We start from the raw sequence: 26,262 nt of genomic DNA, 5'->3' as shown, positions 1-26,262 counted from the left end.
CGCGGGCAGGGCCTGCGGCGCATGCCGCCCCATTTCGGGGCTGGCGATGCGGGACAGCGGTGATGACGCCTATCCTGAAAACGGTTGCGATCCTTGCCCTTGCGGCGGGTCTTGCCGCGACACCCGCGGCGGGTGAGCCGGTGCTCGTCTATTCCGTCGGCGGCAAGTTCGACGGCTCGTTCAACGAAGCCGCCTTCCGTGGCGCCGAGCGGTTTGCCGCCGACACCGGCGAACCCTATCGGGACTTCGAGATTGCTCGCGATGCCGACAGCCTGCAGGCGCTGCGGGGCTTTGCCGCGCGCGGGGCGGAGCCGGTGGTTGCCATTGGCTTCAATCAGGCGGCGGCGGTCGCGGCGGCGGCCAAGGACTATCCGCAAACGAATTTCTCGATCATCGACATGGTGGTCGAGGCACCGAACGTGCGCTCCGTCGTCTTTCGCGAGCATGAGGGCTCTTATATCGCCGGCCTGCTGGCCGCGATGGCGTCGAAAACCGGGACCATCGGCTTCGTCGGCGGCATGGATATCCCGATCATTCGCCGGTTCCTGTGCGGCTACCGTCAGGGAGCGGCATCCGTTTCGCCCGACATACGGGTTCTCTTCAACATGACCGGCGACACGCCGGCGGCCTTTGCCGATCCGGCGCGCGGCGCGGAGCTTGCGCGTGGCCAGATCAAGCGCGGCGCCGATGTCATCATCCAGGCCGCGGGCGGCACCGGCATCGGTGTGCTGCAGGCCGTGGCCGATGCCGGCGTTCTCGGCATCGGCACCGACAGCAATCAGAACGGCCTGCACCCCGGCCACATCCTTACCTCGATCCGCAAGCGCGTCGATGTTGCCGTCTATCGCAACTTCGCCGACACGCAGGCGGGCACATGGAGCGCCGGCCTCGAGGTGCTTGGCCTGGCGGAGGGCGGCATGGACTGGGTGATCGACGACAACAACCGCGCGCTCGTCACCGCGCAGATGGAGGCGGCGGCCGGCGAGGCGGCCGCCAGGATCGCCGACGGCACGATCACCGTGCACGACGCGGTCAGCGACGGGGAGTGTCCGCTGTGAGCGACCAGCTTGCCATCGAACTCGTCGGCGTCGACAAGCGCTTCGGACAGGTCCACGCCAACAAGGACATCCACCTGAAGGTCAAGAAGGGCTCGATCCACGGCATTGTCGGCGAGAACGGTGCCGGCAAGTCGACGCTGATGTCGATCCTCTACGGCTTCTATCACGCCGATTCCGGTGAGATCCGCGTCGACGGCAGGAAGGTCTCCATTCCCTCCAGCCAGGCAGCGATCGCGCTGGGCATCGGCATGGTCCACCAGCACTTTATGCTGGTGGAGAACTTCACCGTGCTTGAGAACGTCATTCTCGGCGCCGAAGGCGGCGCTCTGCTCGCCGGCGGGATGTCGAAGGCCAGGGCCGAGCTGAAGCGCCTTGCCGACGACTACGATCTCAAGGTCGATCCCGACGCGCTGATCGAGGACCTTCCCGTCGGCCTGCAGCAGCGGGTGGAGATCCTCAAGGCGCTGTTCCGCAGCGCCGACATCCTGATCCTCGACGAGCCGACGGGCGTGTTGACCCCGGCGGAAGCCGATCACCTCTTCCGCATTCTCCGCGTGCTGCGCGACGAGGGAAAGACGGTGCTGCTGATCACCCACAAGCTGCGCGAGATCATGGCCGTGACCGACGAGGTCTCCGTCATGCGGCGCGGCGAGATCGTCGCGACGCGGCAGACGTCGAAGACCTCGATGGGCGAGCTTGCCGAACTGATGGTCGGCCGCCGCGTCCTGCTGGAAGTCGAGAAGGGACCGGCCCAGCCCGGCCGTCCGGTTCTGACGGTGGAGAACCTGACAGTGCGCGACGCGCGCGGCGTTGATGTGGTGCGCAATGTCTCGCTGGAGGTGCGCGCCGGCGAGATCGTCGGCATTGCCGGCGTGTCCGGCAACGGCCAGTCCGAACTGCTGGAAGCGATCGCCGGCATCCGCGCGGTGATATCGGGCACCGTCACGGTCGACGGGACCCGGGTGGATCTGACGCAAGGCGGCACGGATCCCGCCGCAATGCGCGGGCTCGGGCTCGCGCATGTGCCGGAAGACCGCCACCGGATGGGACTGGTGACCCGCTTTCCCGAATGCGAGAACGCCATTCTCGGCTATCACCGCGACCCGGCCTATGGGCGCGGTCCCTTCCTCGACTTCGATCGGATCCGCAAGGCGGCGAAGACCGAGATCGAGAAATACGACATCCGCCCGGCCGAGTGCATGCTGAAGACCGCCAATTTCTCCGGCGGCAACCAGCAGAAGATCGTGCTGGCGCGCGAAATCGAGCGCGACCCGGTCATCCTGCTCGTCGGCCAGCCGACGCGCGGTGTCGACATCGGCGCCATCGAGTTCATTCACAAGCGTATCGTCGCCCTGCGCGACGCCGGCAAGGGCGTCCTGCTGGTCTCGGTCGAACTCGACGAGATCCGGGCGCTGGCCGACCGGGTGCTGGTCATGTTCGACGGCAAGGTTGTCGGCGAACGAGCACCCGAAACGGCGGAAAGCGAGCTGGGCCTGCTGATGGCGGGCGCCAGTGGACAGGAGGCGGCGGAATGACGGCGGGGCAGCTTCCGCGCTGGGTCGATTACGGGCTGATGCCGGCACTCAATGTCGCCGCCGCCTTCCTGGTCTCGGGCCTGGTGGTGCTCTTGATCGGCGAGAACCCGGTCGAGGCGGTCAAGGTTCTGGTCTGGGGCTCGCTCGGCTGGAACGAGGGCATCGGCTTCACCCTGTTCTACGCGACCAATTTCATCTTCACGGGCCTTGCCGTCGCGATTGCCTTCCATGCGGGCCTGTTCAACATCGGCGGCGAGGGGCAGGCCTATCTTGGCGGTCTCGGCGTCGCCCTGGCGTGCCTTGCGCTCGATCGCTATGTGCCGTGGTGGGTGACGCTGCCATTCGCGGTCGCGGGGGCTGCCGCCTTCGGCGCGGCCTGGGCCTTCATCCCGGCGATCCTGCAGGCCAAGCGCGGCAGTCACGTCGTCATCACGACTATCATGTTCAACTTCATCGCCGCCTCGCTGATGGTCTACCTGCTGGTCAACCTTCTGTCGAAACGCGGGTCGATGCAGCCGGAGACCCGCACGTTCGAGAGTGGCGGCCGCCTGCCGCTGCTGCAGGACGTGTTGCCGGGGACCAATTTCGGCTCCGCGCCGGTGAACTTCTCGTTCCTGCTGGCGCTCGCCGCCTGCCTGCTGGTCTGGGTGATCGTCTGGCGGACCCGGCTCGGCTACGAGATCCGCACCTTCGGCGCCAATCCGGTCGCCGCCGTCTATGCCGGAATCTCGCCGCTGCGCATCACCGTGGTCACCATGCTGATGTCCGGCGGTCTTGCCGGCATGATGGCGATCAACGAGATCATGGGCTCCCAGCACCGGCTGCTGATCGAGTTCGTCTCCGGCTACGGCTTCGTCGGCATTGCCGTTGCGCTGATGGGCCGTGCGCATCCTGTCGGCATCGTCTTCGCCGCCATCCTGTTCGGCATGCTCTATCAGGGCGGGGCGGAACTTGCCTTCGAGATGCCGGCGATCACCCGCGACATGATCGTCGTCATCCAGGGTCTGGTGATCCTGTTCGCCGGCGCGCTGGAGCACATGTTCCGCCCGGCGCTGCTGCGCATCTTCGGCGTGCTGGCCGCCCGGCCGGCTCCGGCGGCGTGAGGGGGAAGCCATGTTCGAAACCCTGATCTTCGTCCTCGACAGCACCGCACGGCTTTCCACGCCGCTGCTGCTGGCTGCCCTTGCCGGGCTCTATTCCGAGCGTTCCGGCGTCTTCGACATCGGCCTCGAAGGCAAGATGCTGGGGGCGGCCTTCGCCGCCGGGACGGCAGCAGCGCTCAGCGGCTCCGCCTGGATCGGTCTTGCCGCCGGCATCGTCATCTCGGTGGCGCTGGCTCTGGTGCATGGCTTTGCCTGCATCACCAATCGGGGCAACCAGATCGTCTCCGGCGTTGCCATCAACTTCCTGGCGATCGGCCTGACGGCGCTGCTCGGCCAGGCCTGGTTCGGCCAGGGCGGGCGCACGCCGTCCGTGAGCGGAGGTGGCCGCTTCGGAGAACTGACCTTGCCGCTGGCGGAGAGCCTGCGCGATGTGCCGGTGATCGGCCTGATCTATTACGAGCTCGTGTCGGGTCACAACATCCTGGTCTATGTGGCCTTCCTTGCGGTCCCCTTCTCCTGGTGGGTGCTCTATCGCACCCGCTTCGGCCTGCGCCTGCGCGCGGTCGGCGAGAATCCCGGCGCGGTCGATACGGCCGGCATCTCCGTCACCTGGCTGCGCTACCGCGCGGTGATCTGTACCGGCATCCTGTGCGGCATCGCCGGCACCTATCTCTCCATCGGCCAGTCGGCGAGCTTCATCGCCAACATGACGGCCGGCAAGGGTTTCATCGCGCTGGCGGCGCTGATCTTCGCCAAGTGGAAGCCGGTGCCGGTGATGTTCGCCTGCCTGCTCTTCGGCTTCCTCGATGCGGTGGCGATCCGCCTGCAGGGCCAGCAGGTGCCGGGCATCGGCGAGGTGCCGGTGCAGGCGATCCAGGCGCTTCCCTACATCCTCACCGTGGTGCTGCTGGCCGGTTTCATCGGCAAGGCGGTTCCCCCTCGCGCCGGCGGCGTCGCCTATGTCAAGGAACGTAGCTGAGCGGTGCCGGCAAGGAGGATGACATGAGCCGTTTCGACGAGTTGTTCGCTGCCGCCAGCGCGGCCCGCGAGAATGCGCATGCGAAATACTCCGGTTTTCGCGTCGGCGCCGCCCTCGCCACCCGGGATGGTCGGATCTTCGCCGGCTGCAATGTGGAAAACGCCAGCTTTCCCGAAGGCTGGTGCGCCGAGACCACTGCACTCGGTGCCATGGTGGCCGCCGGCGGCCGGCCGGGCGACGTGGTCGAAGTGCTGGTCACCGCAAAGGCGGCGCTGTGCACCCCCTGCGGCGGCTGCCGCCAGAGACTTGCCGAATTCGCCGGCGACGATGTGCCGGTGCACATCTGCGACGACACCGGGCTGCGCCGCACGCTGACCATGGCGGAACTGTTGCCGGCCCGGTTCGTTCTCAAGGACGAGGAGAGGGATATATGAGCGGCTACGGGCCGGAATGCGCGGAAACGGTCCGCGCCGCAAGACCGGGCGATTACCGCGTCGCAATGGTGCTGGGCTCCGGCCTCGGCCAATTGGCCGAGGAGGTCGAGGACGCCGTCCGCATCCCCTATTCCAAGCTCACGGGCTTTCCGGTCTCCTCCGTTTCCTCGCATGGCAGCGAACTGGTCGCCGGTCGCCTCGGCGAGGTGCCGGTGGTCGTGCTCTCCGGCCGCGCCCATTACTACGAGGGCGGCGGCGCCGACGTCATGCGTACACCCTTGGAGACGCTGAAGGCGCTCGGCTGCGACACGCTGCTGCTCACCAACGCGGCCGGGTCCCTGCGTCAGGAGTTCGCCCCCGGCACGCCGATGCTGATCAGCGACCACATCAACTGGTCGGGCCTCAACCCCTTGATCGGCGAGGAAAGCGATCGCCGCTTTCTCGACATGAGCGCCGCCTACGATCCTGACCTTCGCGCGCGCCTGAAGACGCTCGCGACGGAAGAGGAGATCGCGCTCGGCGAAGGCGTCTACATGTGGTTCTCCGGCCCCTCCTTCGAGACGCCTGCGGAAATCCGCATGGCGAAACTCCTGGGTGCGGACGCGGTCGGCATGTCGACGGTGCCGGAGGTGATCCTGGCCCGCTATCTCGGCCTGCGCGTTGCCGCGATCTCCACCATCACCAACTATGGTGCGGGCCTGCAGGCGCACGGCCTGTCGCATGAAGAAACCAAGTCGACCGCGCTGATGGCCGTCGACGCGCTGAAGCGGCTGATCCGCCGCTTCGTCAAGGACCTTGGAAATGCCTGATATGACCTCCGCCGAGGTGGCGCGGCGCGCGCTGCCGCTGGTCGATCTGACCAATCTCGACGACACCTGCACAACGGCCGACATCGACACGCTGTGTGCCCGCGCGGTGACACCCCATGGTCCCGTCGCAGCGGTCTGTATCTGGCCGCGCTTCGTCGCCCAGGCCGCGACCCTGCTCGCCGGCTCCGGTGTGCGCGTGGCAACCGTCGTCAACTTCCCGCAAGGCGGCGACGACACGCTGGCCGTCGTCGCCGAGACCCGCCAGGCGATTGCCGCCGGCGCCGACGAGATCGACCTGGTCATGCCCTATCGCGCCCTGCTCGCCGGCCGGCGCGGCTTCGCCGAGACGCAGATCCGCAAGGTGCGCGAGGCCTGCGGCGACCGGCTGCTGAAGGTGATCCTGGAGACCGGCGAGATTGGCGATGCGCTGCTCGTCCATGCCGCCTCTCTGCTGGCGATTGCCGCCGGCGCCGATTTCATCAAGACCTCGACCGGCAAGGTGAAGGTCAACGCCACCCCGGAAGCGGCGGAGATCATGCTGACGGTCATCGAGGAAGTGCGGCGCGAGGGCGGTCCCGAGATCGGCTTCAAGCCTGCCGGCGGCATTCGCACCGTCGCGGATGCGGCGGCCTATCTGGCGATCGCCGACCGTATCCTGGGGGCGAACTGGGTTTCGGCCCCGCATTTCCGTTTCGGCGCGAGCGGCCTGCTTGATGCCCTGCTTGCCGCGCTCGACGGGCGCGAACCGACCACCGCCAAAGGATACTGACCCCATGCTGGCGCAGGAACTGATCCGCAAGAAGCGCGACGGCGGCACGCTCGCCCCCGAAGAGATCGCCTTCTTCATCAAGGGATTGACCGACGATAGCGTCTCGGAAGGGCAGGTGGCGGCGCTTGCCATGGCCGTGTTCTTCCGCGGACTGTCGCTGGACGAGCGCGTCGCGCTGACACTGGCGATGCGCGACAGCGGCACGGTGCTGGACTGGTCCGACATCGACGCGCCGGTCCTCGACAAGCACTCGACGGGCGGTGTCGGCGATAATGTCTCCCTGATGCTGGCCCCCGCGCTCGCCGCCTGCGGCGCGGCCGTGCCGATGATCTCCGGCCGCGGCCTTGGCCATACCGGCGGCACGCTCGACAAGTTCGATGCCATCCCCGGTTACAAGACGCAGCCCGACAATGCACTGTTCCGCAAGGTGGTGCGCGAGGTCGGCTGCGCGATAATCGGTCAGACGCCGGATCTCGCGCCGGCCGACAAGCGCTTCTACGGCATTCGCGATGTGACCGGCACGGTCGAAAGCCTCGACCTCATCACCGCCTCGATCCTGTCGAAGAAACTCGCCGCCGGCCTGCAGGGCCTCGTCCTCGATGTGAAATGGGGAACGGGGGCCTTCATGGCGACGCGGGAGCAGGCAAGGGCACTGGCCGAAAGCCTTGTGACCGTTGCCAATGGCGCCGGCTGCCGCACGAGCGCGCTGCTGACCGACATGAATGAGCCGCTGGCCTCCGCCGCCGGCAACGCGGTCGAGATGCGCAATGCCGTCGACTTCCTGACAGGGCGGGCGGTCGACAACCGTCTGTTCGACGTCACGGTGGCGCTCGGTGCCGAAGCGCTCGTCCTTGGCGGGATCTGCGCCGATGCGCAGGAGGGGGCGGAGAAGATGCGGGAGGCTTTTGCCAGCGGTGCGGCGGCCGAGCGCTTCGCCCGGATGGTTTCGGCCCTTGGCGGCCCGGCGGACTTCGTCGAAAAGGCGGAAGCCTATCTCGCTGCCGCACCGGTGGAACTGCCGGTCTATCCGCAGGAGCCGGGCACCGTCGTCGGCGTCGACGCGCGCGCCATCGGCGTTGCCGTCGTCGAACTCGGCGGCGGGCGCCGCCGGGCCAGCGATGTAATCGACCCGGCGGTGGGCCTGGTGCACCTTGCCGGCATCGGCCATTCCGCCGACAGCGACGCCCCGCTTGCCATCGTTCATGCCGCCGACGAGGCGTCGGCGCGCCGGGCGGCGGAGACGGTGCGCACCGCCTATCGGCTCGGCGCGCCGCGCGACGTCGAGGATCGGCCCGTCGTCGTGGAGCGGATCGCGCCGCCCGCCTGAGGCGGCCCGGATCGGCAACCGGAGTTTCGGAACTGCAACGGGGCGGGACACAACCGCCCGACAATGACAACGGGGAAACCTCATGGCACGCGCGATCCTGTGCGTCTTGGACAGTTTCGGCATCGGTGGCGCACCCGATGCCGCTCGCTTCGGCGACGAGGGCTCCGACACGCTCGGCCACATCGCGAGCGCCTGCATGCGGGGCGAGGGCGACCGCGAAGGCCTGCGCTCCGGTCCGCTTGCCCTGCCCAACATGACCGCGCTCGGCCTTGCCCGCGCGGCGCAGCTTGCGACCGGCAAGGTGCCGGCGGGTCTGGACGGATCGGTTGAGCCGATCGGCATCTTCGGCACCGCAAGCGAGACGTCGCGGGGCAAGGACACGCCGTCCGGCCACTGGGAGATCGCCGGCGTTCCGGTCGCTTTCGACTGGGGCTATTTCCCGGACACGGTGCCGACCTTTCCGGCGGCACTGACGCAGGCGATCATCCGCGAGGCGGGCCTGCCCGGCATCCTCGGCGACACTCATGCCTCCGGCACGGTGATTATCGCCGACCTCGGCGAGGAGCATGTGCGGACCGGCAAGCCGATCTGCTACACCAGCGCCGACTCGGTGTTCCAGATCGCCGCGCATGAGCAGCATTTCGGCCTGGAGCGGCTCTACCGGCTTTGCGAGACCGTCCGCCGTCTGGTCGATCCCTACAATATCGGCCGCGTGATCGCGCGGCCCTTCGTCGGCGATGCCGTGTCCGGCTTCGAGCGCACCGCCAACCGGCGCGACTATTCGGTGCTGCCGCCGGAGCCGACCCTGCTCGACCGTGCGCTCGAAGCCGGTCGCCGGACGCTGACCATCGGCAAGATCTCCGACATCTTCGCCCATCAGGGCGTGTCCGAAGTGTTGAAGGCGGCCGGCAACGACGCGCTGTTCGACCGCACGCTGGAGGCGATGGACAGGGCCGGCGAGGGAGACCTGATCTTCGCCAATTATATCGACTTCGACAGCCTTTACGGTCACCGCCGCGACGTGCCGGGCTATGCCGCCGCGCTTGAGGCCCTGGATCGCCGGCTGCCGGAGTTGCTGGCGCGGCTGCGGCCGGGCGACCTGCTGCTTCTCACCGCCGATCACGGCTGCGATCCGACCTGGCGCGGCACCGACCACACCCGCGAGCGGGTGCCGGTGATCGGTCTGATCGAGGGCGGTTCGCCGAAGGTGATCGGCGTTCGCGACACGTTCGCCGACATCGGCGAGAGCATCGCCGCCCATCTGGGGCTGGCGCCGGGACGGCACGGCACGTCCTTCCTCTGACATCGGGAGCGGGGTCCGTCGAACTGGAGCCCGTCCGATCCTCTCGGTAGACTGACGGGGGCGACTCGGCATTGCCGATGCCCCGAAATGGAGACGCGCATGATCGCACGGTCCTTTTCCGCACCAGTGGATGGCGTTTTGACGCCGGAGATGAAGGAAGCCTATGCGCAGGACGGCTTTCTGGTGCTCACCGGCTACAAGTCGGCGGAGGAATGTGATGCGCTGAAGGCCCGCATGGCCGAGCTGATCGACGCCTTCGATCCGGACGAGCATGCCTCCGTCTTCGAGACCGGTGCCCAGAGCCACGCCCGCGACCGCTATTTCCGCGAAAGCGGCGACAAGATCCGTTTCTTCTTCGAGGAGGAGGCGTTCGACGCACAGGGCCGGCTGCAGCGCGACAAGCATGTGGCGCTCAACAAGGTCGGCCACGCGCTGCACGATCTCGACCCGGTGTTCGAGCGGTTCTCGCGCGATCCCCGGCTTGCCCGCACCGCAGCGAGCCTCGGCCTTGCCGCGCCGCTGCTCGCCCAGTCCATGTATATCTTCAAGCCGCCGGAGATTGGCGGCGAGGTCAATTGCCATCAGGATTCCACCTTCCTGCACACCGAGCCGCTGTCGTGCACCGGCTTCTGGTTCGCGCTGGAAGACGCGGACGAGACCAATGGCGGCCTGCTTGGCGGGCCGGGTGGGCATCTGGCGCCGCTGCGCCAGCGCTTCCACTATGACGGCGATGCATTGGTGATGGAGCGCCTCGACGACACGCCGCTCGCCGGCGACGTGCCGCTGGTCGCCCCCAAGGGCACGCTGGTGGTGCTGCACGGGCTGGTGCCGCATCGCTCGGCACCGAACCGCTCGCCGCGCTCGCGCCATGCCTATGCGTTGCATCTGGTGGATGGTGCCGCCCGCTGGTCGCCCGACAACTGGCTGCTGCGCGCTCCGGAAAACCCGATGCGCGGATTCTGACGGTCATGCCGACACCGGCCAACCCGCGACCGCCGGTGCCCAAGGCGGAGCTGCATGTGCATATCGAGGGGGCGGCGCCGGCCGACCTCGTGCGGCGCCTGGCAAAGCGCCACGGGCAGGATGTCGAGGGCCTCTTCGACGAGCGCGGCCGCTACCTCTGGAACGACTTCTCCGAATTCCTCGCGGCCTATGACCGGGCAAGCCGGGTCTTCCGCACGCCGGAGGACTATGCGCTGCTTTCCGGCACTTACTTGCGCATGCTGGCGGCGGAAGGTGCGATCTATGCCGAGCTGACCATTTCGCCCGATCATGCCGCCGGCGCGGGCCTGGCCTATGGCGACTATGTCGCCGGCCTTGCCGCCGGCATCGAGCAGGCGCGTGCCGACACCGGCATCGAAGCGCGGATGATCGCCATCGGCGTGCGCCATTTCGGGGCCCGCGCGGTCGAACAGGTGGTGGCGCAGGTCATCTCCGCCCCGCATCCGCTGGTCACCGGCTTCGGCCTTGCCGGCGACGAGCGCCAGGGCCATCCGGCGAATTTCGCCCGCGCCTTCCGCATGGCGGCCGAGGCGGGTCTTGGCCTCACCGCCCATGCGGGCGAGGTCTGCGGCCCGGAAAGCGTCACCGCTGCGCTCGACTTCCTGCGTGTTCGGCGTATCGGCCACGGCGTGCGGGCCATCGAGGACCGGGCGGTGGTGGCGCGGATCGCGGCGGAGGGCATCGTGCTGGAGGTCTGTCCGGGATCGAATGTCGCGCTCGGCTTCTATTCAAACCTGCGCTTTCATCCGGTCAACCTGCTACGCCGCGCCGGCTGCCGCATCACGCTCAATTCCGACGATCCGCCCTTCTTCGGCACCACGCTCGGCCACGAATACCGCAGTTGCGCGCAAACCTTCGGCTGGTCGGAGGACGAGCTGCTGACGATCACCCGTACGGCGATCGGTGCCGCCTTCTGCGATGAGGATACGCGGCGCCGGCTGGTTCTGCGCCTGTCGGAACATGCGGCACTGCGCGGCGACGGCTGAGCGGGGAAGTCGGTGGACGGCAGGGCCAAGGTCCTGCCCGCACGGTTCCGCTGGGCGGCCGGTTGATCTATGACAGGAAGGGAGCCGGAGGCGGCTTCCGGAGGCGGCCGCCTCCTGACAGGGCAAGCGGAGAGGCGCGAGATGAGCGGAGCAACCGTAATCGATCACCCGATGGTGCAGCACAAGCTGACGCACATGCGGATGAAGGACACCTCGACCCAGGGCTTCCGCCGCCTGCTGCGGGAAATTTCGGTGCTGCTGACCTATGAGGTGACGCGCGACCTGCCGATCACCACCGTGGAGATCGAGACGCCGCTGCAGACCATGTCGGCGCCGATCATCGAGGGCAAGAAGCTGGTCTTCGCCTCGGTCCTGCGCGCCGGCAACGGGCTGCTGGAGGGCATGCTGGAACTGGTGCCGGCCGCCCGTGTCGCCCATATCGGTCTTTACCGTGATCCCAAGACGCTGGAGCCGGTCGAATACTATTTCAAGGCGCCGGAGGATCTGGCCGAACGTCTGGTGGTGGTCGTCGACCCGATGCTGGCGACCGCCAACTCGGCGATTGCCGCCGTCCAGCGGCTCAAGGAGCGCGGCGCCACCCAGCTCCGCTTCCTCTGCCTGCTGGCAGCGCCCGAGGGCATCGCCAAGTTCAACGCCGTCCATCCGGACGTGCCGATCTTCACCGCCGCCATCGATGAGCGATTGAACGAGAAGGGCTATATCATGCCCGGCCTCGGCGATGCCGGCGATCGCATGTACGGCACCAAATAGCGCCTTCGCGGTCGGATCTGTTGTATTATTTTTCATTCCGAATTAAATGATCCGACCAGCCGGCGCGGACCGGATCCGGAGCGGCCGTTCGGGGAGGAGAGACATGACAGGCGAGGCGATCTACCCGGATCTGAAGGGCAGGACGGTGCTGGTCACCGGCGGTGGCGGCGGTATCGGCGCGGAGATCGTCCGCCAGTTCGCTGCGCAAGGGGCCTCTGTCGGCTTCATCGACCTCAGCGAGGAGCCCTCGCGCGCGCTTGTCGCGGAGCTGGAAAGCGCCGGGGCGAGCGTCCGCTTCGCCCGCGCCGATCTCACGGACATCGAGGCGACCCGAGCGGCAATCGCCGACCTGCGCGAGGCGCTCGGCCCCGTCTCCATTCTCGTCAACAACGCCGCCCATGACGAGCGCCACCGGCTGGACGACGTGACGCCCGACTATTGGGACAGCCGCATGGCGGTGAACCTCAAGCACCAGTTCTTCTGCACCCAGGCCGTGGCAGGCGACATGCGCAAGCTCGGCTGCGGCGCCATCGTCAACATGGGCTCGATCTCCTGGATGATCGGGCAGGGCGGCATGGCGGGCTACACGGCCGCCAAGTCCGCTGTTGTCGGCCTGACGCGCTCGCTGGCCCGCGATCTCGGCCCCGACAACATCCGGGTCAACTGCATCGCGCCGGGCTGGATCATGACCGAGCGCCAGATCGCGCTCTGGCTTGACGAGGCCGGCGAGCGCGAGATCATGGAGCGGCAGTGCCTCAAGCGGAAGCTGGTGCCGGCGGATGTCGCCCGCGTCGTGCTGTTCTTCTGCTCCGATGCCGCCGGTGCTTGCACCAACCAGACCTATGTCGTCGACGGCGGCTGGATCTGATCCCTTTGGCCAAACCGCAGGAGCAGGCATCGTGATCACTGTCTTCGGCTCCATCAATCTCGATCTCGTCGTCGCCCTGCCGCGTCTTCCCGCGCCCGGTGAAACGGTGGTCGGCCCCGATCACCAGACGTTTCCGGGCGGCAAGGGCGCCAACCAGGCACTGGCGGCGGCGCGCGCCGGGGCGAAGGTCAGGATGATCGGCGCGGTCGGCCGCGATGCCCATGCCGCCGCAGCGCTTGCCAATATCGAGCGCGCCGGCGTCGACCTTTCCGGTGTGCGCCATCTCGACGGCAGCACCGGCATTGCCATGATCGGCGTCGACGCGAAGGGCGAGAACCTGATCATGTGCGCCAGCGGCGTCAATGCGAGGGTCGTCGCGGATTGGCTCGACGGCCGACTGGCGCGGGGCGACCTGCTGGTGCTGCAGCGTGAGCTGAGCCCGGGGCCGATCGCCGATGCCATCGGCCGCGCTCGGCTCTGCGGCGCCCGCGTGCTGCTGAACGCCGCGCCCTCCGGTGATGCCGAGCTTGCGCGCCTCGTGCCCGATGTCGATGTCGTTGTCGCCAATTCGGTGGAGGCAGCGGAACTGGCTGCGGCGCTCGGCGCCGGCGAGAGCCCGGTGCCGGAGACCCATTGCGCGGCGCTGTCCGGCGAGGATCGGCTCGCTGTCGTCACTCTCGGCGCGCGCGGGCTGATCGCCCAGAAGGGCAAGATCCGCTGGCGCGTTGCCGCGCCTGAGGTCGACGTGGTCGACACGACCGGCGCTGGCGATGCCTTTGTCGGCGCCCTTGCCGCGGCGCTCGACCGGGGGGCGGAGATCGGTCGCGCCCTGCTGGAAGGCACTGCCGCCGGCGCCCTGGCCTGCACGGCGAACGGGGCGCAGTCCTCCTCGCCCGAGGCGGGGGCCATTGCGAAGCTCGCCGACACGCTCGCCTGCGAGACGTTTGCCGCCTGAGACCTGCCGTTCGTTTCAAAGCGGCAGCTTCCGGTAACGTGCCGGAAACCGCGTTTGCATCCGCCGGCGCCGGCTTCATCCCTTGCTAAGCGTCCCGTGGCAGCGTTCGGATCGAGCGCGCAACGGCAAAACGGAAACTGGGACAGGGAATGGTGGCACGCTATCTGATGATCGCCGTCATCGTCGTGGTGGCTGCCGTCTTCGCGCCGGATCTGCTGCGCGACTATTTCAAGGATGCGCCGGTTGCCGCGGCCGCGCGGCAGGAGGCGCACGAACCTGTTCCGCCGTCGGGTCTGCGTACTCTCGTGCTGAAGGCTGGACGCGGCGGTCATTACGAGGTCAGCGCCCATATCAATGGCCGTCCGGTGCGCTCGTTGATCGACACCGGTGCCACGACGCTCGCTCTGCCTCTGGATGTGGCGGAAAAGTCCGGGATTCGCCCCGCAAAGTCGGCTTTCGTCGTGCAGGTGCGCACCGCCAACGGCGTGGCGCTCGCCGCGCCCGTCACCTTGCGCGAACTGCGCCTCGGCAGCATCCGCCTCGACAATGTCGAGGCGCTGGTGATGCCGAAGGGGACGCTGGAACTGCCGCTGATCGGCATGTCGGTGCTCGGCCGTCTTGCCACGGTCGATATCCGCTCTGGCACGATGCGGTTGATACAGTAGCCGTCCCCGGTGATTTCGGTGTCCGTGCGGCTATAGTGTCGCGGCCCGTGCCGCGCGGCCGGGCCGTGCGAGACAGCGGGAATCACCTGAAATGAGCGTCAGTCAGTTCGGCCAGCTTGCCGATGGAACGCCGGTCGAGCGTGTTGCCATCGCGCGCGGCGAGCTCTCCGCCGCCATCATGACGATCGGTGCGGCCATCACGGATCTGCGCGTCGACGGTCGCAGCGTGGTGCTCGGCTTTGACGATTTGGCCTCCTATCTCGCACATTCCCCCTATTTTGGGGTGATCGCCGGCCGTCATGCCAATCGCATTGCCGGTGGCCGGTTCCGGCTCGATGGCGAGGAGGTCCAACTCGACCGCAACGAGCGCGGCCGCAATCACCTGCATGGCGGAGCGAACGGTTTCTCCCGGCGGCTCTGGTCCCTGCGCGAGACGGGGCCGGCGCATGCGGTGATGGCGCTCGTGTCGGAGGATGGCGAGGCCGGCTATCCCGGCCGCGTCGAGGCAACCGCCCGCTACGAGCTCCCGCGAGCCGGCGACAGGCTGCGTATCGTGCTGGAGGCGGTGACCGACCGGCCGACCCTGGTCAACCTTGCGACCCACAGCTATTTCAATCTCGACGGCTCTGCCGATATCGGCGGCCACCTGCTGCGGATCGAGGCCGATGCCTATCTTCCCGTCGACGACGAGGCGATTCCGACCGGCGAGGTGCGCCCCGTTTCCGGAACGCCGTTCGACTTCCGCCGCCTGCGCCGGATTGACGCGGAGGGCGTGTGCGTCTCCTATGATCACAATTTCTGCCTGTCCACCGTGCCAATGGGCGAACCACGCCCCGTCGCGCGCGTTGTCGGACAGGGGAGCGGCCTTGTCATGGATGTGCTGACGACCGAGCCCGGCCTGCAAGTCTACGACGGCGGCAAGCTGGCCGTGCCCTGTCCGGGGCTGGACGGGCGCCGGTACGGTCCGCGCGCGGGGCTTTGCCTGGAGCCGCAGCGCTGGCCGGACAGTCCCAACCACAGGCATTTCGCCGGAGCCGTCCTGCGGCCGGGGGAGCTCTATCGGCAGGTAACCGAGTATCGTTTTTCCCAGATCGGGCATGAGGATCAGATGTCATGAAGACCGTGTTTTCCGCCGGACAACTCGCCCACGATCCCAAGCAGGAGATTTCCGACGGCATGTTGAAGCCGGCGGTGGAGATCCCCGCGCGCGCCGAGATGGTCCGCGATGCGGTGCTGACCCGCGGCCTCGGCGAACTGCTGGAGCCGGAGGATTTCGGCATGGAGCCGCTCGCCCGGGTCCATGACGCCGGCTATCTCGCGTTTCTGGAGAGTTTCTGGAGCCGCTGGACCGATCTCGGCCGCAGCGGCGAGGCATTCCCCTTCGTCTGGCCGGTGCGCGGGCTCAACATCGAGCCGGTGCCGGACCACGTCGACGGGCTGCTCGGCCGCTATTCCTTCGATGCCGGCACGCCGCTCGGCGAGCACACGTTCGTCGCGGCCCGCGCCAGTGCCAACTCGGCGTTGACGGCCGCCCGCCTCGTCGCCGGCGGGGAGCGCGCCGCCTTCGCCCTGTGCCGTCCGCCCGGACACCATGCCGCCGCCGACTATTACGGCGGCTATTGTTTCCTCAACAACGCGGCGATCGCCTCCCAGTGGCTGCGCGATGCGGGGGCCGAGCGCGTTGCCGTGCTCGATGTCGACTACCACCACGGCAACGGTACCCAGTCGATCTTCTACGATCGCCCCGACGTCTTCTTCCTGTCGATCCATGCCGACCCGCGTGAGGAGTATCCCTACTTCCTCGGTCATGCGGCCGAGACGGGCAATGGGGCGGGAGCGGGCTTCACCGCCAACTATCCGCTGGAACTGGGCGCCGACTGGCAGGTGTGGTCGCGGGCGCTTGCCGCCGCGATCGATCGCATTGCCGCCTTCCGGCCCGATACGCTGGTCGTCTCGCTTGGCCTCGATGCTTACGAGAAGGACCCGATCTCCCGTTTCCGTCTCGTTCATGACGACTTCACCCGCATGGGGGCGGCGCTCGCGGGCCTCGGCCTGCCGACCGTCTTCGTCATGGAAGGAGGCTACGCGGTCGATGCGCTCGGCACCAATTGCGTCAATGTTCTGGCGGGCTTCGAGGCCGGCTGAGTCGCGTCTCTATAGCGGGAAGCCGAGATCCTGAAGGGCAGCCTTGAGGGCAGGGGCATCGGTGAAATGGATCGCATGCATGCCGACGGACTTCGCCGCTTCGACGTTCGCCAGGCTGTCGTCGATGAACACCGTGTCGGCGGGGGCGAGGTCGTTGCGCGAGAACAGCACGTGGTAGATGCGCGGATCCGGCTTGACCAGCCGTTCATGCGCGGACACGACCACGTCGATGAAGTCCTCCGCCAGAAAGGGAAAGCGGCTTTCGCATTCCGCGAATTTCTCGGACGAGAAGTTGGTGATCGCGTAAAGAGGCACGCCCGACGCCTTCAGCGATTTCAGGATCGCGACGCTGCCTGGCACCTCCCCCGGCACCATTTCGTGCCAGCGCCTGTCCCAGGCGAGGATCTCCTCGCGGTGATCGGGGCGCCGCGCCAGGGCTTCCGCAATGCCGTCCGCGAAGCTGCGCCCCCGGTCCTGTTCGAGGTTCCATTCCGGCGGCAGCACCTCGCTGAGGAACCGGTCGGCATCCGTCTCGTTTCCGAAAATGCTGCGATAGAGGAGGCGGGGGTCCCAGCGGATCAGCACATTGCCGATGTCGAAGACCACGGTGTCGGGACGGGCGCTCATGACGGCTCACGGGATTGCGGGCGCTGCGGCCCTCGGACAAACTGAAGGAATGACGAGACTGGCGCGGCGATCCCGTTCGGGGCAAGAGGCAAATGGCGGATCGACACGCCTGTCCCGCCTCTTGTCGAGGCGCGCGGCTGCCGCGCTGCTGGCCGTGCTGGTCGCCGCCGCCTCGGGCGAGCGGCTGCGCGCCCAGGAGGACCTCCAGCAGGACATGCAGGACAACGGACCGCCACAGGTGAACGGCCCGGCTTTCCTGCCCTGGCTGGATGATACGGACACGTCCGGCCCGACCGATGCCGGCCCATCCGGTGCACATCCGGACGCCGCCGCGCCGGCCTTCGATCCGGCGCGCCTTGCCCTCCTGCCGGAGCTGCGCGTCGGCGTGGTCATGGACCCTGCAGCCGGCGATTTCGGCCGGGTCGCGCCGCTCCGGGAGGCCTTGGAGGCGGGTCTGCGCATCCCCGTGCTGCTGATCGCCTATCGCGATCTCGCCCATTTGCAGCGTGCGATCCTGGCGGCGGAGATTGATTACGCGCCGCTGTCCGCCTCGGCCTATGCCGAGGCGGATCGGGACTGCCGATGCCTGGAACCGCTGGTCGCCCCGCGCCTGCCTGATGGCGAGGTGCGCTGGCATGCGATCGTTCTGGCCCGGGCCGGCGAGGGGGTTGCGTCCCTCGCCGAGATCGCCGGACGGCGCATCGCCACCGGCCCGCGCGCGGCGCTGGGCAGCCGGCTGGCGCAGATCGCCGCCGCCGCCGCCATCGGTGTCGATCTTGGGCGGGAGGAGGCGGCGTTGATCGAGCATCCCGATCCGGTCGCGGCCGCGCTGGCGCTCATTCGCGGGGACGCGGATGTGGCCTTCGCCTGGTCGTCGCTGAAGGGCGAGCCGGCCGAAGGCTATTCGAGCGGCACCTTGCGGGACCTGCGGCGACGCGCCGTCGAGACGGATGGCCTTGAGGTCGTCTGGGCGTCCGAGCCGATTGCCGGTGCGCCGCATGTGGTGCGGCGCGATCTGCCGCAGGAGATTCGCCGTGCGATTGTCGCGGTGATGACGGGGAAGGAGGTGGCGGCGGCTGTCTCGAGCGGCGGCTTCGTGCCGGTGGAGGCGCGGGACTATGCGCCGGTCGCTGCCGCCTTCCCGCCGGATGCGGGCGCCGCGTCACGCGGGCGGATGACGCCGCTCGGCGGGCGCGACTAGGGTCCGGCGGCGCCGGAGCGCCGACTGGTGGCGCCGATCAGTTGCAGCAGGCGACGCTCGTGCTGACGCGCGGTCGCAGGTAATAGGTGTCGCTGAGCGTGATCGTGGCTTTGTTGAAGACATCCTTCAGCACGGCCGCAAAGGTCGGACGATGCTCGTATTCCGCGTGGGCGACGACGAGGTAGGTGTCCTTCTGCTGGGTCAGCTCCGGCGGCAATTCGATCGGAGGCGCCGAACCGGCCCCCCACTGGGAGGTGTTCATCGCGCGGCTCCAGACGACGCGCGGCTGGTTCACATCCTTGATCCAGACACTGGCGACCACCATGCTCAGCGGCGCCTCCGGATAGGGATCGAGCACGGCCCGCGACAGTTGCAGCAGGTCGTTGACCTCCGAAGAGGTCAGTTTGTCGGCCTGGGCGACCAGATCGGCCACGGAGCTCGCCGCCTGGCTCACCTTGCGGTCCAGGGTGAGGGCGGAGTTGAGTTCGGTGACGCCGAGGAACAGCACCAGCATGAAGGGCAGCACCAGGGCGAACTCCACCGCAGCGACGCCGCGCCGGTCGCGCAGCAACCCGCTCGCCAGCCGCGCCGCCACCGTCCTGACGATCCGGTATGGCCCGTCGCGTCTTTCGTTGCGCTTCCGGCTGCTCATGGTCACTGGCTCGCCTGCTGCGTTGTCCAGGGGAAGGGTTCGTTGCGGAAGACCGCCGTGGCGACGAGGAGCCGGTCGCCGGAGCTGAGATCGCCATAGGCGGTCTTCATCATCGCCGACAGCATCGGCCAGCGATACAGCGTCCGCACCACGATGATCTGTCCCGCCTCACCGTGGTTGTAGCCGGTTTGCGCCACGAGCTCGCCGTCCTGGATCAGCGGCTTGGGGGAGAACGAGGCAAAATTGTCGATCCGCTCGACATCGATGGTCAGCCGGTCGGCGGTGACCGGGAAGCCGGCAAGACGGCTCAGCACCGCCTGCTTGAAGGATTCGGCGTTGAAGCCCTGGGCATGGGCCTGGCCGGTCCTGATCATCCGGGCCGCGTCCATGGTGGCGTTGCTGAGCACCTGGTTGGCGAAGAAGGCGAGGCCGATCTCGATCACCCCGAACAGCAGCATCAGGAACGGGATGGCGACGAAAGCGAACTCGATCGCCGTCGTGCCCTCGCGGTCCCGTACCACCGCGCGCAGCGGTCTCAGGCGCGCGAAGCGAGGCAGGAGACGGTCTCTCAGCATTTCTCTGGCACTCGTTGTTGGGAAGCGGCGTCGGCCGCGCCGATGTCGTCAGTTGCCGACACCTGCGGCCTTTTCGGACATGTCGGTGCGCTGGCCCGACTGCTTGTTGAGGATTTCGAAGCTGGCGTCGGAGTCGCCCACGCGCAGCATCGGCTCGCAGTTCGGCGCGCAGGAATAGCTGAAACGCTCGCCCTTGCGATGGACGGTGACCATATCGCCGGAGGCGGCGGCGACCGTGATCACCTCGTCGATGATCGGCTCGCCGTTCTTGTCGAGGATGACCAGGTTGGTCGTGCCGTAGAGCTTGCCCGTCACCACCACCGTCTGCCGGTCATACATGGTGACGTCGGCGATCGCCGGATTGCCGACAATGACCGTGTCGGCCGGCGCGTCGATGCGGAACACCTTCGCCCGGTCCGTCATGACGTGAACGCCGCTGTCCTGGGCATTCGCGCCGGTCGTCGGCACGGCGGCGGCCAGGATCGCGGTTGCGATGGACGCGAGAAAGGCATCGCGAAACTGCGACATGGGCATGCTCCTCAGCGAAAATTCCTTCGCGAGAATGAAGGAAATTGGTGAAGGAAGGGCTAACGCCCGACCGGGCCGGATGCGTTCTGCGAGTGTCGTTAACGCGGGTTGCCTTGCGCGCTTGCCCAAGATTCGCGGGCCGCGCTCGCCGGCGTATGGGGCGGGCAATTGCCCGGTCGTCGCGGTTTGGTTAAAATGCTGACTATTATGTTTTCATGGCATTAACTATAGAACTGCTCTCGCACATCTTGTTGCTTGTCCTCGGCGAATTTAACCTTGTGGCAAGGTGTGGTTCCTATAGTGGCAACATCTTCGAGCGACCGAAATAACAACAAGGTCGACGAGGTGGTGCAGACAACAAGTGAAGTGTAGGAGCCAACCATGCAGAAGTTTCTTGCCCGTTTCGCCAAGGATGAATCCGGCGCGACCGCCATCGAATACGGCCTGATCGCCGGCCTGATCGGCGTGGCCATCATCACCGCCGTGACGGCTGCCGGCGACTCGATCACCGCGATGTTCACCCGCGTGTCGACCGAGCTGACCGCCGCGTCCAACAAGTAAGATCGGCTGACTGGCTCCACGGCCCCGGTATCGAGATCCGGGGCCGCGGGAAGCCACCGATGATGTGGGCGGCCTTGGCCGCCCGTTTTCGTTTCGGTCCGGTCTCGGACGCAGTTCGGATCGGCCAACGCGCTGTCGCCACTGCCGGCTGCCGTCAACCGGACCTTAAGTGTCGCAGCGCATGATGCAGCAGCCGGCGGGTCCCGCCGTTGAGGGAGTGGTCGAATGTTCGAGGCGGCAATCCTGGTGCTGTTTCCCTGCCTGGTGGCCTATGCCGGCGTGTCCGACCTGTTCACGATGAAGATTCCCAACCGGGTGTCGCTGCTGCTGATCGGCGGATTTGCAATCATCGCCCCCTTCGCCGGGATCGGCCCCGTGGAGATCGGCTGGCATCTGCTGGCTGCGGGCCTCGCGCTGGCCGCCTGCCTCGTGTTCTTCGGCTTCGGCTGGATGGGGGGCGGCGACGCCAAGCTCGTCACCGCCGTGGCGCTCTGGTTCGGAATGTCGCAGGACCTCCTGATGTTCCTGGTGCTCGCCGGCATCTATGGCGCGGGTCTGACGCTGCTCATCGTCAGCTTCCGCGGCATCGTTCTGCTGCCCGGCATCGCCGGGCGCACCCAGTGGCTCTTGCGCCTGCACGATCATACGCGCGGCATTCCCTATGGTGTGACGCTGTCCATCGCCGCCCTGCAGGTCTATCCGCAGTCCGCGTGGTTCCGCCTCCTGGCGTAGCGGAGACTTCGGCGGCGCCAAAGATTAACAAATCCTCAACAGAGAAAAGTGCTGCTGTCAATTTGCGAAAGCTTAAGCATATGTTCAGCAACATTGCTCACGTCTGATTAACCATGTCTTGACCATTTGCCTGCAACAGTAGTCGCACGATGACCGAAGGCGCGAAAGCGTCCGGTCCGGTTCGATCCCTGCGGGTGCTGGCAATGAAGATCGCACGTTTCGCCATTCTGGGCATTTCACTCGCCGCCGGCGTTTTGGTGGCGCGGATGGTGATGACCAACAATCCCGAGCCGCCGGCGGCCCCGGTGATGGTCACCGAGACGGTGGAGAAGGACGACGTCCTGACCGCCGCCAAAGACATTGGTCTTGGCGAGCAACTCTCGGCCCGCGATCTCGCCTGGACCAGTTGGCCGCGCGATCTCGCCCCGTCCACGGCGCTCCTGCGCTCGCAGCGTCCTGACGCCATCGACGAGCTGTCCGGCCGCATCGCCAAGGCTCCGGTCTATCAGGGCGAGCCGGTCCGCGAGGAGCGCCTGATCGCCAGCGACCGCGGCTTCATGTCCACCATCCTGCCCAAGGGCAAGCGCGCCATCGCGGTCTCGGTCGAGGCGCAGACGGCGGCCGGCGGCTTCATCCTGCCGGGCGACAAGGTCGACGTGATCCTGACGCGCCAGTCGGCGAGCCGGTCGGGCAATTCCTTCACCAGCGAGACCATCCTGCAGAACGTCCGCGTTCTGGCCATCGACACGACGACGGCCGGCGAGCGGGACGACAAGGCGCTGCCTCCCGGACAGACCGCCACGCTGGAACTCGAGCCGGCCCAGGCCGAAGTCGTCGCCCAGGCCTCGCAGCTTGGAACCATCGCCCTGGTGCTGCGCTCGGCCCAGGATTCCGCGGACGATGCCGACCCTGGCCTCGTCGGCGGCGGAGTGAATTTTGTGAAGTTCGGCGTTGCCAGCCAGGTCCAGACCCAGCGGTGAACGGGATCGGGACGCGGTGATGACGGCAAGGAGTACTCGGATGTTGGCTCAACGTTTCTTCCGGATCGGCACGGCGATCTGCCTCGTCCTCACCGGCCTTGCCGGGATGGATGCGGCCCGCGCCGACGGCTATCCCAAGTCGGTCACGATCCAGGCCGGAGAGCGGGTCGCCGGGCGGATGCTCAAGGTCGGCCTCGGCCGCTCCGTAGTGATCAACCTCGGCGAGGAAGTCAGCGACGTCATCGTCTCCAACCCGGAGATCGCCGATGCGGTGGTGCGCTCGTCGCGCCGGGTCTTCATCCTCGGCAACAAGGCCGGGCAGGCGAGCCTGTTCCTGTTCGGGCGCGGCGGCAACCAGATCGCCAGCTTCGATCTGGCGGTGGAGCAGGACACCACCGACCTCAACATGATGATCCGCCGCTCCATTCCCGGAGCCGACATCACGGCCGAGTCGGTCAACGGCAACATCGTCCTCAGCGGTACGGCCTCCAGCACCGCCGACGCCCAACGGGCCGCCGATCTCGCCGACCGCTTCGCCAAGGTCGAGGGCAAGGCGCTGCCGGTGCTCAACATGGTCTCGGTGAGCGGCAAGGACCAGGTCCACCTCAAGGTGACGGTTGCCGAGGTCGAGCGCTCGATCATCAAGCAGCTCGGCGTCAACCTGTCCGGCACCATCGGCATCGGCAACTACAGCGCCAGCTTCAACAACAACCCGGACTTCTCCGTCAACTCAAACATCGTCGGCCGCGGCAGCGCCGGCGGCGGGTTCCTGGCCGGCGGCTCCCGGCTGAACGCCCAGTTGCAGGCCCTGCAGCGCGACGGGGTGATCCGCACGCTCGCCGAGCCGACGCTGACAGCGATCTCGGGCGAGAATGCCAGTTTCCTGGCCGGCGGCGAGTTCCCGATTCCCATCGCCGAGGACAACAACAAGATCACCGTGCAGTTCAAGAAGTTCGGTGTCGGTCTCGATTTCACGCCGGTCGTCCTCAGCGAGGGACGCATCTCGCTGCGCATCAAGACCGAGGTCAGCGAGATCACCCAGGAAGGGGCGGTGTCGATCGGCGCGCTGGTCATTCCCGCGCTGAAGGTTCGCCGGGCGGAATCCACCGTCGAACTGCCCTCCGGCGGCACGCTGGTGATGGCCGGCCTGCTGAAGGAATCCTACAAGCAGGATCTCAACGGTGTGCCGGGCCTGATGCAGGTCCCGATTCTCGGAGCCCTGTTCAAGAGCCGCGACTTCCTGCGCCAGGAGACCGAGCTCGCCGTCTTCGTCACCCCCTATACCGTCAGGCCGACGGCCCGCTCGGAGCTGGTCGAGCCGACCCGCAACCTTGCGCCGGCCACCGACGGCGGAACCATCTTCCTGAACCGTCTCAACCGCATGTACCGGGTGTCCGGCGATCCCGGCCAGGGCGCCTATCACGGTCAGGTCGGCTTTATCTACGAATGAGGACCGGTCCCATGCTTCCTGCATCCGAAAAGCGCCCAGTCGCGTCCGCACAGCGGGTCCGGGCCGTCACGCCGGCTCTGGCGGTTCTCGCCGCGCTGATGGCGGCCGCCTGCCAGACCCAGCAGCCGACGGTGGAGGCGCTGGCCACCAACGACTACCGCCTGCGCCATCCGATCGTGGTGTCGGAAGGGGTGAAGACGCTGGATCTGCCGGTCGGCAGCGACATGCGCCGCCTGTCTCCGCAGCTCTCGGCGGTGGTTTCCAGCTTTGCGGCCGAGGCACAGTCGCGCGGCGGCGGCGCGATGGAGATCATCGTACCCTCCGGTGCCGGCAACGAGGCGGCGGTGCATGCGGTGCTGCCGGAGATCCGCAAGTCGCTGGTGCAGGGAGGCGCCTCGCCGAAGCGCATCGCCACCCGCAGCTATCCGGTGCAGGACCCGCAGGTCTCGGCGCCGGTGCGGCTGGCCTATTCCGGTCTGCAGGCCAGGACCGGCCCCTGCGGCCAGTGGCCGGACAACATCACCGGCGGCGGCGACGGGATGCGTCACAACCCGCATCTCAACAACACGCAATACTACAATTTCGGCTGCGCCACGCAGGCGAACCTCGCCGCCATGGTCGACAACCCGACGGACCTGCTCTATCCGCGCGCCTCGACGCCGGCCGACCAGATCCGTCGCGGCACGGTCTACGGCAAGTATCGGGCCGGCGAGCAGACCGCCGCCGACTACAAGGAAGGCGACGGCTCGCGCGTCTCGGACGCGGCGAACTGATCCGGAGGAGCTGGACGGATGAACACCCTCGCATACGACACTCCGCTGGACGAGGACGGGTATCCGCATGAGCCGGAAATGGGCACCGGTCCCGCCGCCGACGCGCATGCCGACACGATCGACATCAAGGCCGTGCCGCGGGTCGCCATCCAGGCCTTCTGCGAGAGCGACGACATCGCCCGGGTGATCGAGAGCGCGGCCAAGGACCGGCGCATGGCCAAGGCGCATGTGAAGGTGCACAAGGGCGGCCTGGCGGCGGCGATCGACTTCTATGGTTCGGCGCCGACGCCCAACCTGATTCTGCTGGAAACCCGCACGGAAGCCTCGAAGCTGATCCAGGGGCTGGAGCAACTGGCGGAAGTCTGCGACGCCGGCACCAAGGTGATGATCATCGGCCACGTCAACGACGTGAAGCTCTACCGGGACCTGATCCATCGCGGCATCAGCGACTACCTCGTCGCGCCGATCAACCTGTTTCAGCTCATCGGGGCGATCGGCGAGCTCTATGTCAATCCGGATGCCGAGCCGCTGGGACGCACCATCGCCTTTGTCGGCGCCAAGGGCGGCGTCGGCTCGTCCACCGTGGCGCACAATGTCGCCTGGTCGATCGCCCGGGTCTACGAGAGCGACGTGGTGCTGGCCGATCTGGACCTGGCCTTCGGCACCGCCGGCCTCGACTTCAACCAGGACCCGCTGCAGGGCGTCTTCGAGGCGGTTTCCTCGCCCGAGCGTCTCGACGAGACCATGCTCGACCGGCTGCTGTCGAAATGCGCCGAGCGCCTCAGCCTGCTCGCCGCGCCGGCCTCGCTGGACCGCACCTATGACCATGGCGAGACCAGCTTCGACGGCTTGCTCGACGTGATGAAGCAGGGGGCGCCGGCGGTGATCCTCGACCTGCCGCATGTCTGGTGCGGCTGGGTGCGCCGGGTGCTCGCCGCCGTCGACGAGGTGGTGATCGTCGCCGAGCCGGATCTCGCCAACCTGCGCAACGCCAAGAACATGATCGACACCTTGCGGCAACTGCGTCCCAACGATGCGCCGCCGCGCCTGGTGCTGAACCGGGTCAACGTGCCCAAGCGGCCGGAGATCAAGGCGGCGGAGTTCGCCGATGCGCTGGAATTGTCGGCGGTCGCGGTGGTTCCCTTCGATCCGCTGCTGTTCGGCACGGCCGCCAACAACGGCCAGATGATCGGCGAGCAGGACGAGAAGCACGCCACCGCGGAGATCTTCACCCAGATTTCCCAGGTGGTGACCGGTCGCGGCGAGGTGCCGCGGCCAAAGGGGCTGGCGCTCGGATCGCTGGTGTCCCGTTTCCTGAAGAAGGGCAAGGCAGCCGGGTGACCGGCATCGCGGCCCTTCTTCGAGACGGCCCCTTCTTCGAGACGATTGAGAGCAGGTAACGATGTTCGGTCGACGTGGCGCTTCCTCAGGTACACAGACGTCCCGCCCGGCGGCACCGCCGGTGCAGGGCGAG

At 67.4% G+C, this 26,262-nt stretch carries 28 protein-coding genes; 24 read left to right on the top strand and 4 right to left on the bottom strand.

Features of this window, described 5'->3' with window-relative positions; all coding sequences use genetic code 11:
• Window positions 1-62: 62 nt before the first annotated feature.
• The 17 genes from TSB10P1A_RS23620 (at window position 63) to TSB10P1A_RS02135 (ending at window position 16,709) form a co-directional block, all read left to right on the top strand.
• Entirely contained in the window at window positions 63-1,058 is a 996-nt protein-coding gene (locus TSB10P1A_RS23620) for a BMP family ABC transporter substrate-binding protein (protein WP_186386278.1), read from the top strand.
• Window positions 1,055-2,593 (top strand): ABC transporter ATP-binding protein, encoded by a 1,539-nt coding sequence (locus TSB10P1A_RS02210; RefSeq protein WP_186386277.1) that lies wholly within the window; start codon window positions 1,055-1,057, stop codon window positions 2,591-2,593. Before TSB10P1A_RS23620 ends, TSB10P1A_RS02210 begins: the two co-directional genes overlap by 4 nt.
• Window positions 2,590-3,696: an ABC transporter permease gene (locus tag TSB10P1A_RS02205; protein WP_186386276.1), complete on the top strand. Its 1,107-nt coding sequence runs from the start codon at window positions 2,590-2,592 to the stop codon at window positions 3,694-3,696. The genes TSB10P1A_RS02210 and TSB10P1A_RS02205 overlap by 4 nt, the downstream gene beginning before the upstream one ends.
• Before the next feature lie 10 nt (window positions 3,697-3,706).
• Window positions 3,707-4,675: an ABC transporter permease gene (locus tag TSB10P1A_RS02200; RefSeq protein ID WP_186386275.1), complete on the top strand. Its 969-nt coding sequence runs from the start codon at window positions 3,707-3,709 to the stop codon at window positions 4,673-4,675.
• Window positions 4,676-4,698: 23 nt separating this feature from the next.
• On the top strand, window positions 4,699-5,109 hold the full coding sequence (cdd, locus tag TSB10P1A_RS02195; RefSeq protein WP_186386274.1) for a cytidine deaminase: 411 nt from the start codon (window positions 4,699-4,701) through the stop codon (window positions 5,107-5,109).
• Window positions 5,106-5,918 carry a purine-nucleoside phosphorylase gene (locus TSB10P1A_RS02190; protein ID WP_186386273.1) on the top strand — a complete coding sequence of 271 codons (813 nt, stop codon included), beginning with the start codon at window positions 5,106-5,108 and terminating at the stop codon, window positions 5,916-5,918. The genes cdd and TSB10P1A_RS02190 overlap by 4 nt, the downstream gene beginning before the upstream one ends.
• Window positions 5,911-6,687 (top strand): deoxyribose-phosphate aldolase, encoded by a 777-nt coding sequence (gene deoC, locus TSB10P1A_RS02185; RefSeq protein ID WP_186386272.1) that lies wholly within the window; start codon window positions 5,911-5,913, stop codon window positions 6,685-6,687. The genes TSB10P1A_RS02190 and deoC overlap by 8 nt, the downstream gene beginning before the upstream one ends.
• Window positions 6,688-6,691: 4 nt before the next feature.
• Complete coding sequence (deoA, locus tag TSB10P1A_RS02180) at window positions 6,692-8,014, top strand: thymidine phosphorylase (RefSeq protein ID WP_186386271.1); 1,323 nt, start codon at window positions 6,692-6,694, stop codon at window positions 8,012-8,014.
• 82 nt (window positions 8,015-8,096) lie between these two features.
• Window positions 8,097-9,317, top strand: coding sequence for a phosphopentomutase (locus tag TSB10P1A_RS02175; protein WP_186386270.1), 1,221 nt, complete (start codon window positions 8,097-8,099; stop codon window positions 9,315-9,317).
• 99 nt (window positions 9,318-9,416) lie between these two features.
• Window positions 9,417-10,280, top strand: a complete 864-nt coding sequence (locus TSB10P1A_RS02170) for a phytanoyl-CoA dioxygenase family protein (RefSeq protein WP_186386269.1) — start codon at window positions 9,417-9,419, stop codon at window positions 10,278-10,280.
• 5 nt (window positions 10,281-10,285) lie between these two features.
• Window positions 10,286-11,305: an adenosine deaminase gene (locus TSB10P1A_RS02165; RefSeq protein ID WP_186386268.1), complete on the top strand. Its 1,020-nt coding sequence runs from the start codon at window positions 10,286-10,288 to the stop codon at window positions 11,303-11,305.
• 141 nt (window positions 11,306-11,446) lie between these two features.
• The gene (gene upp / locus TSB10P1A_RS02160) at window positions 11,447-12,076 is read left to right on the top strand and encodes a uracil phosphoribosyltransferase (protein WP_186386267.1); all 630 of its coding nucleotides are present in this window, start codon (window positions 11,447-11,449) and stop codon (window positions 12,074-12,076) included.
• Window positions 12,077-12,179: 103 nt separating this feature from the next.
• Complete coding sequence (locus TSB10P1A_RS02155; protein WP_186386266.1) at window positions 12,180-12,944, top strand: SDR family NAD(P)-dependent oxidoreductase; 765 nt, start codon at window positions 12,180-12,182, stop codon at window positions 12,942-12,944.
• A 31-nt stretch (window positions 12,945-12,975) separates the two neighbouring features.
• Complete coding sequence (locus TSB10P1A_RS02150) at window positions 12,976-13,899, top strand: PfkB family carbohydrate kinase (RefSeq protein ID WP_186386265.1); 924 nt, start codon at window positions 12,976-12,978, stop codon at window positions 13,897-13,899.
• A gap of 149 nt (window positions 13,900-14,048) precedes the next feature.
• A complete protein-coding gene (locus TSB10P1A_RS02145; RefSeq protein WP_186386264.1) occupies window positions 14,049-14,564 on the top strand; it encodes a TIGR02281 family clan AA aspartic protease in 516 nt (171 codons plus the stop codon).
• Window positions 14,565-14,655: 91 nt separating this feature from the next.
• Window positions 14,656-15,681 (top strand): aldose epimerase family protein, encoded by a 1,026-nt coding sequence (locus TSB10P1A_RS02140; RefSeq protein WP_186386263.1) that lies wholly within the window; start codon window positions 14,656-14,658, stop codon window positions 15,679-15,681.
• The gene (locus TSB10P1A_RS02135; protein ID WP_186386262.1) at window positions 15,678-16,709 is read left to right on the top strand and encodes a histone deacetylase family protein; all 1,032 of its coding nucleotides are present in this window, start codon (window positions 15,678-15,680) and stop codon (window positions 16,707-16,709) included. Before TSB10P1A_RS02140 ends, TSB10P1A_RS02135 begins: the two co-directional genes overlap by 4 nt.
• A gap of 9 nt (window positions 16,710-16,718) precedes the next feature.
• On the opposite strand, the gene TSB10P1A_RS02130 is transcribed toward TSB10P1A_RS02135, so the two are convergent.
• On the bottom strand, window positions 16,719-17,336 hold the full coding sequence (locus TSB10P1A_RS02130; protein WP_186386261.1) for an HAD family phosphatase: 618 nt from the start codon (window positions 17,334-17,336) through the stop codon (window positions 16,719-16,721).
• Between the two features lie 121 nt (window positions 17,337-17,457).
• Between TSB10P1A_RS02130 and TSB10P1A_RS02125 the strand changes: the two genes are divergently transcribed.
• A complete protein-coding gene (locus tag TSB10P1A_RS02125) occupies window positions 17,458-18,537 on the top strand; it encodes a phosphate/phosphite/phosphonate ABC transporter substrate-binding protein (protein WP_186386260.1) in 1,080 nt (359 codons plus the stop codon).
• A 37-nt stretch (window positions 18,538-18,574) separates the two neighbouring features.
• Here the strand turns inward: TSB10P1A_RS02125 and TSB10P1A_RS02120 are convergent, their stop codons facing one another.
• From TSB10P1A_RS02120 to TSB10P1A_RS02110, 3 genes are read right to left on the bottom strand one after another with little or no spacing between them, the layout of a single operon-like run.
• The gene (locus TSB10P1A_RS02120; protein WP_186386259.1) at window positions 18,575-19,189 is read right to left on the bottom strand and encodes a TadE/TadG family type IV pilus assembly protein; all 615 of its coding nucleotides are present in this window, start codon (window positions 19,187-19,189) and stop codon (window positions 18,575-18,577) included.
• A gap of 2 nt (window positions 19,190-19,191) precedes the next feature.
• A complete protein-coding gene (locus TSB10P1A_RS02115; protein ID WP_186386258.1) occupies window positions 19,192-19,764 on the bottom strand; it encodes a TadE/TadG family type IV pilus assembly protein in 573 nt (190 codons plus the stop codon).
• A 48-nt stretch (window positions 19,765-19,812) separates the two neighbouring features.
• On the bottom strand, window positions 19,813-20,292 hold the full coding sequence (locus tag TSB10P1A_RS02110; protein WP_186386257.1) for a pilus assembly protein N-terminal domain-containing protein: 480 nt from the start codon (window positions 20,290-20,292) through the stop codon (window positions 19,813-19,815).
• Between the two features lie 381 nt (window positions 20,293-20,673).
• Here TSB10P1A_RS02110 and TSB10P1A_RS02105 point away from each other — a divergent pair, with 381 nt between their 5' ends.
• From TSB10P1A_RS02105 to TSB10P1A_RS02080, 6 genes are all read left to right on the top strand, one after another.
• Window positions 20,674-20,853 (top strand): Flp family type IVb pilin, encoded by a 180-nt coding sequence (locus TSB10P1A_RS02105; RefSeq protein ID WP_186386256.1) that lies wholly within the window; start codon window positions 20,674-20,676, stop codon window positions 20,851-20,853.
• Between the two features lie 225 nt (window positions 20,854-21,078).
• A complete protein-coding gene (locus TSB10P1A_RS02100) occupies window positions 21,079-21,585 on the top strand; it encodes a prepilin peptidase (RefSeq protein ID WP_186386255.1) in 507 nt (168 codons plus the stop codon).
• A 203-nt stretch (window positions 21,586-21,788) separates the two neighbouring features.
• Window positions 21,789-22,565: a Flp pilus assembly protein CpaB gene (gene cpaB / locus TSB10P1A_RS02095; RefSeq protein ID WP_186386254.1), complete on the top strand. Its 777-nt coding sequence runs from the start codon at window positions 21,789-21,791 to the stop codon at window positions 22,563-22,565.
• 40 nt (window positions 22,566-22,605) lie between these two features.
• Window positions 22,606-24,015: a type II and III secretion system protein family protein gene (locus TSB10P1A_RS02090; RefSeq protein ID WP_186386253.1), complete on the top strand. Its 1,410-nt coding sequence runs from the start codon at window positions 22,606-22,608 to the stop codon at window positions 24,013-24,015.
• A gap of 11 nt (window positions 24,016-24,026) precedes the next feature.
• The gene (locus TSB10P1A_RS02085; protein WP_186386252.1) at window positions 24,027-24,788 is read left to right on the top strand and encodes a CpaD family pilus assembly protein; all 762 of its coding nucleotides are present in this window, start codon (window positions 24,027-24,029) and stop codon (window positions 24,786-24,788) included.
• Window positions 24,789-24,806: 18 nt separating this feature from the next.
• Window positions 24,807-26,129, top strand: a complete 1,323-nt coding sequence (locus tag TSB10P1A_RS02080; RefSeq protein WP_186386251.1) for a CpaE family protein — start codon at window positions 24,807-24,809, stop codon at window positions 26,127-26,129.
• The last annotated feature ends 133 nt before the right edge of the window (window positions 26,130-26,262 follow it).

The organism is Stappia sp. TSB10P1A (assembly GCF_900185725.1).
Lineage (GTDB): Bacteria > Pseudomonadota > Alphaproteobacteria > Rhizobiales > Stappiaceae > Stappia.
This window is presented reverse-complemented; position numbering and strand designations above follow the sequence as displayed.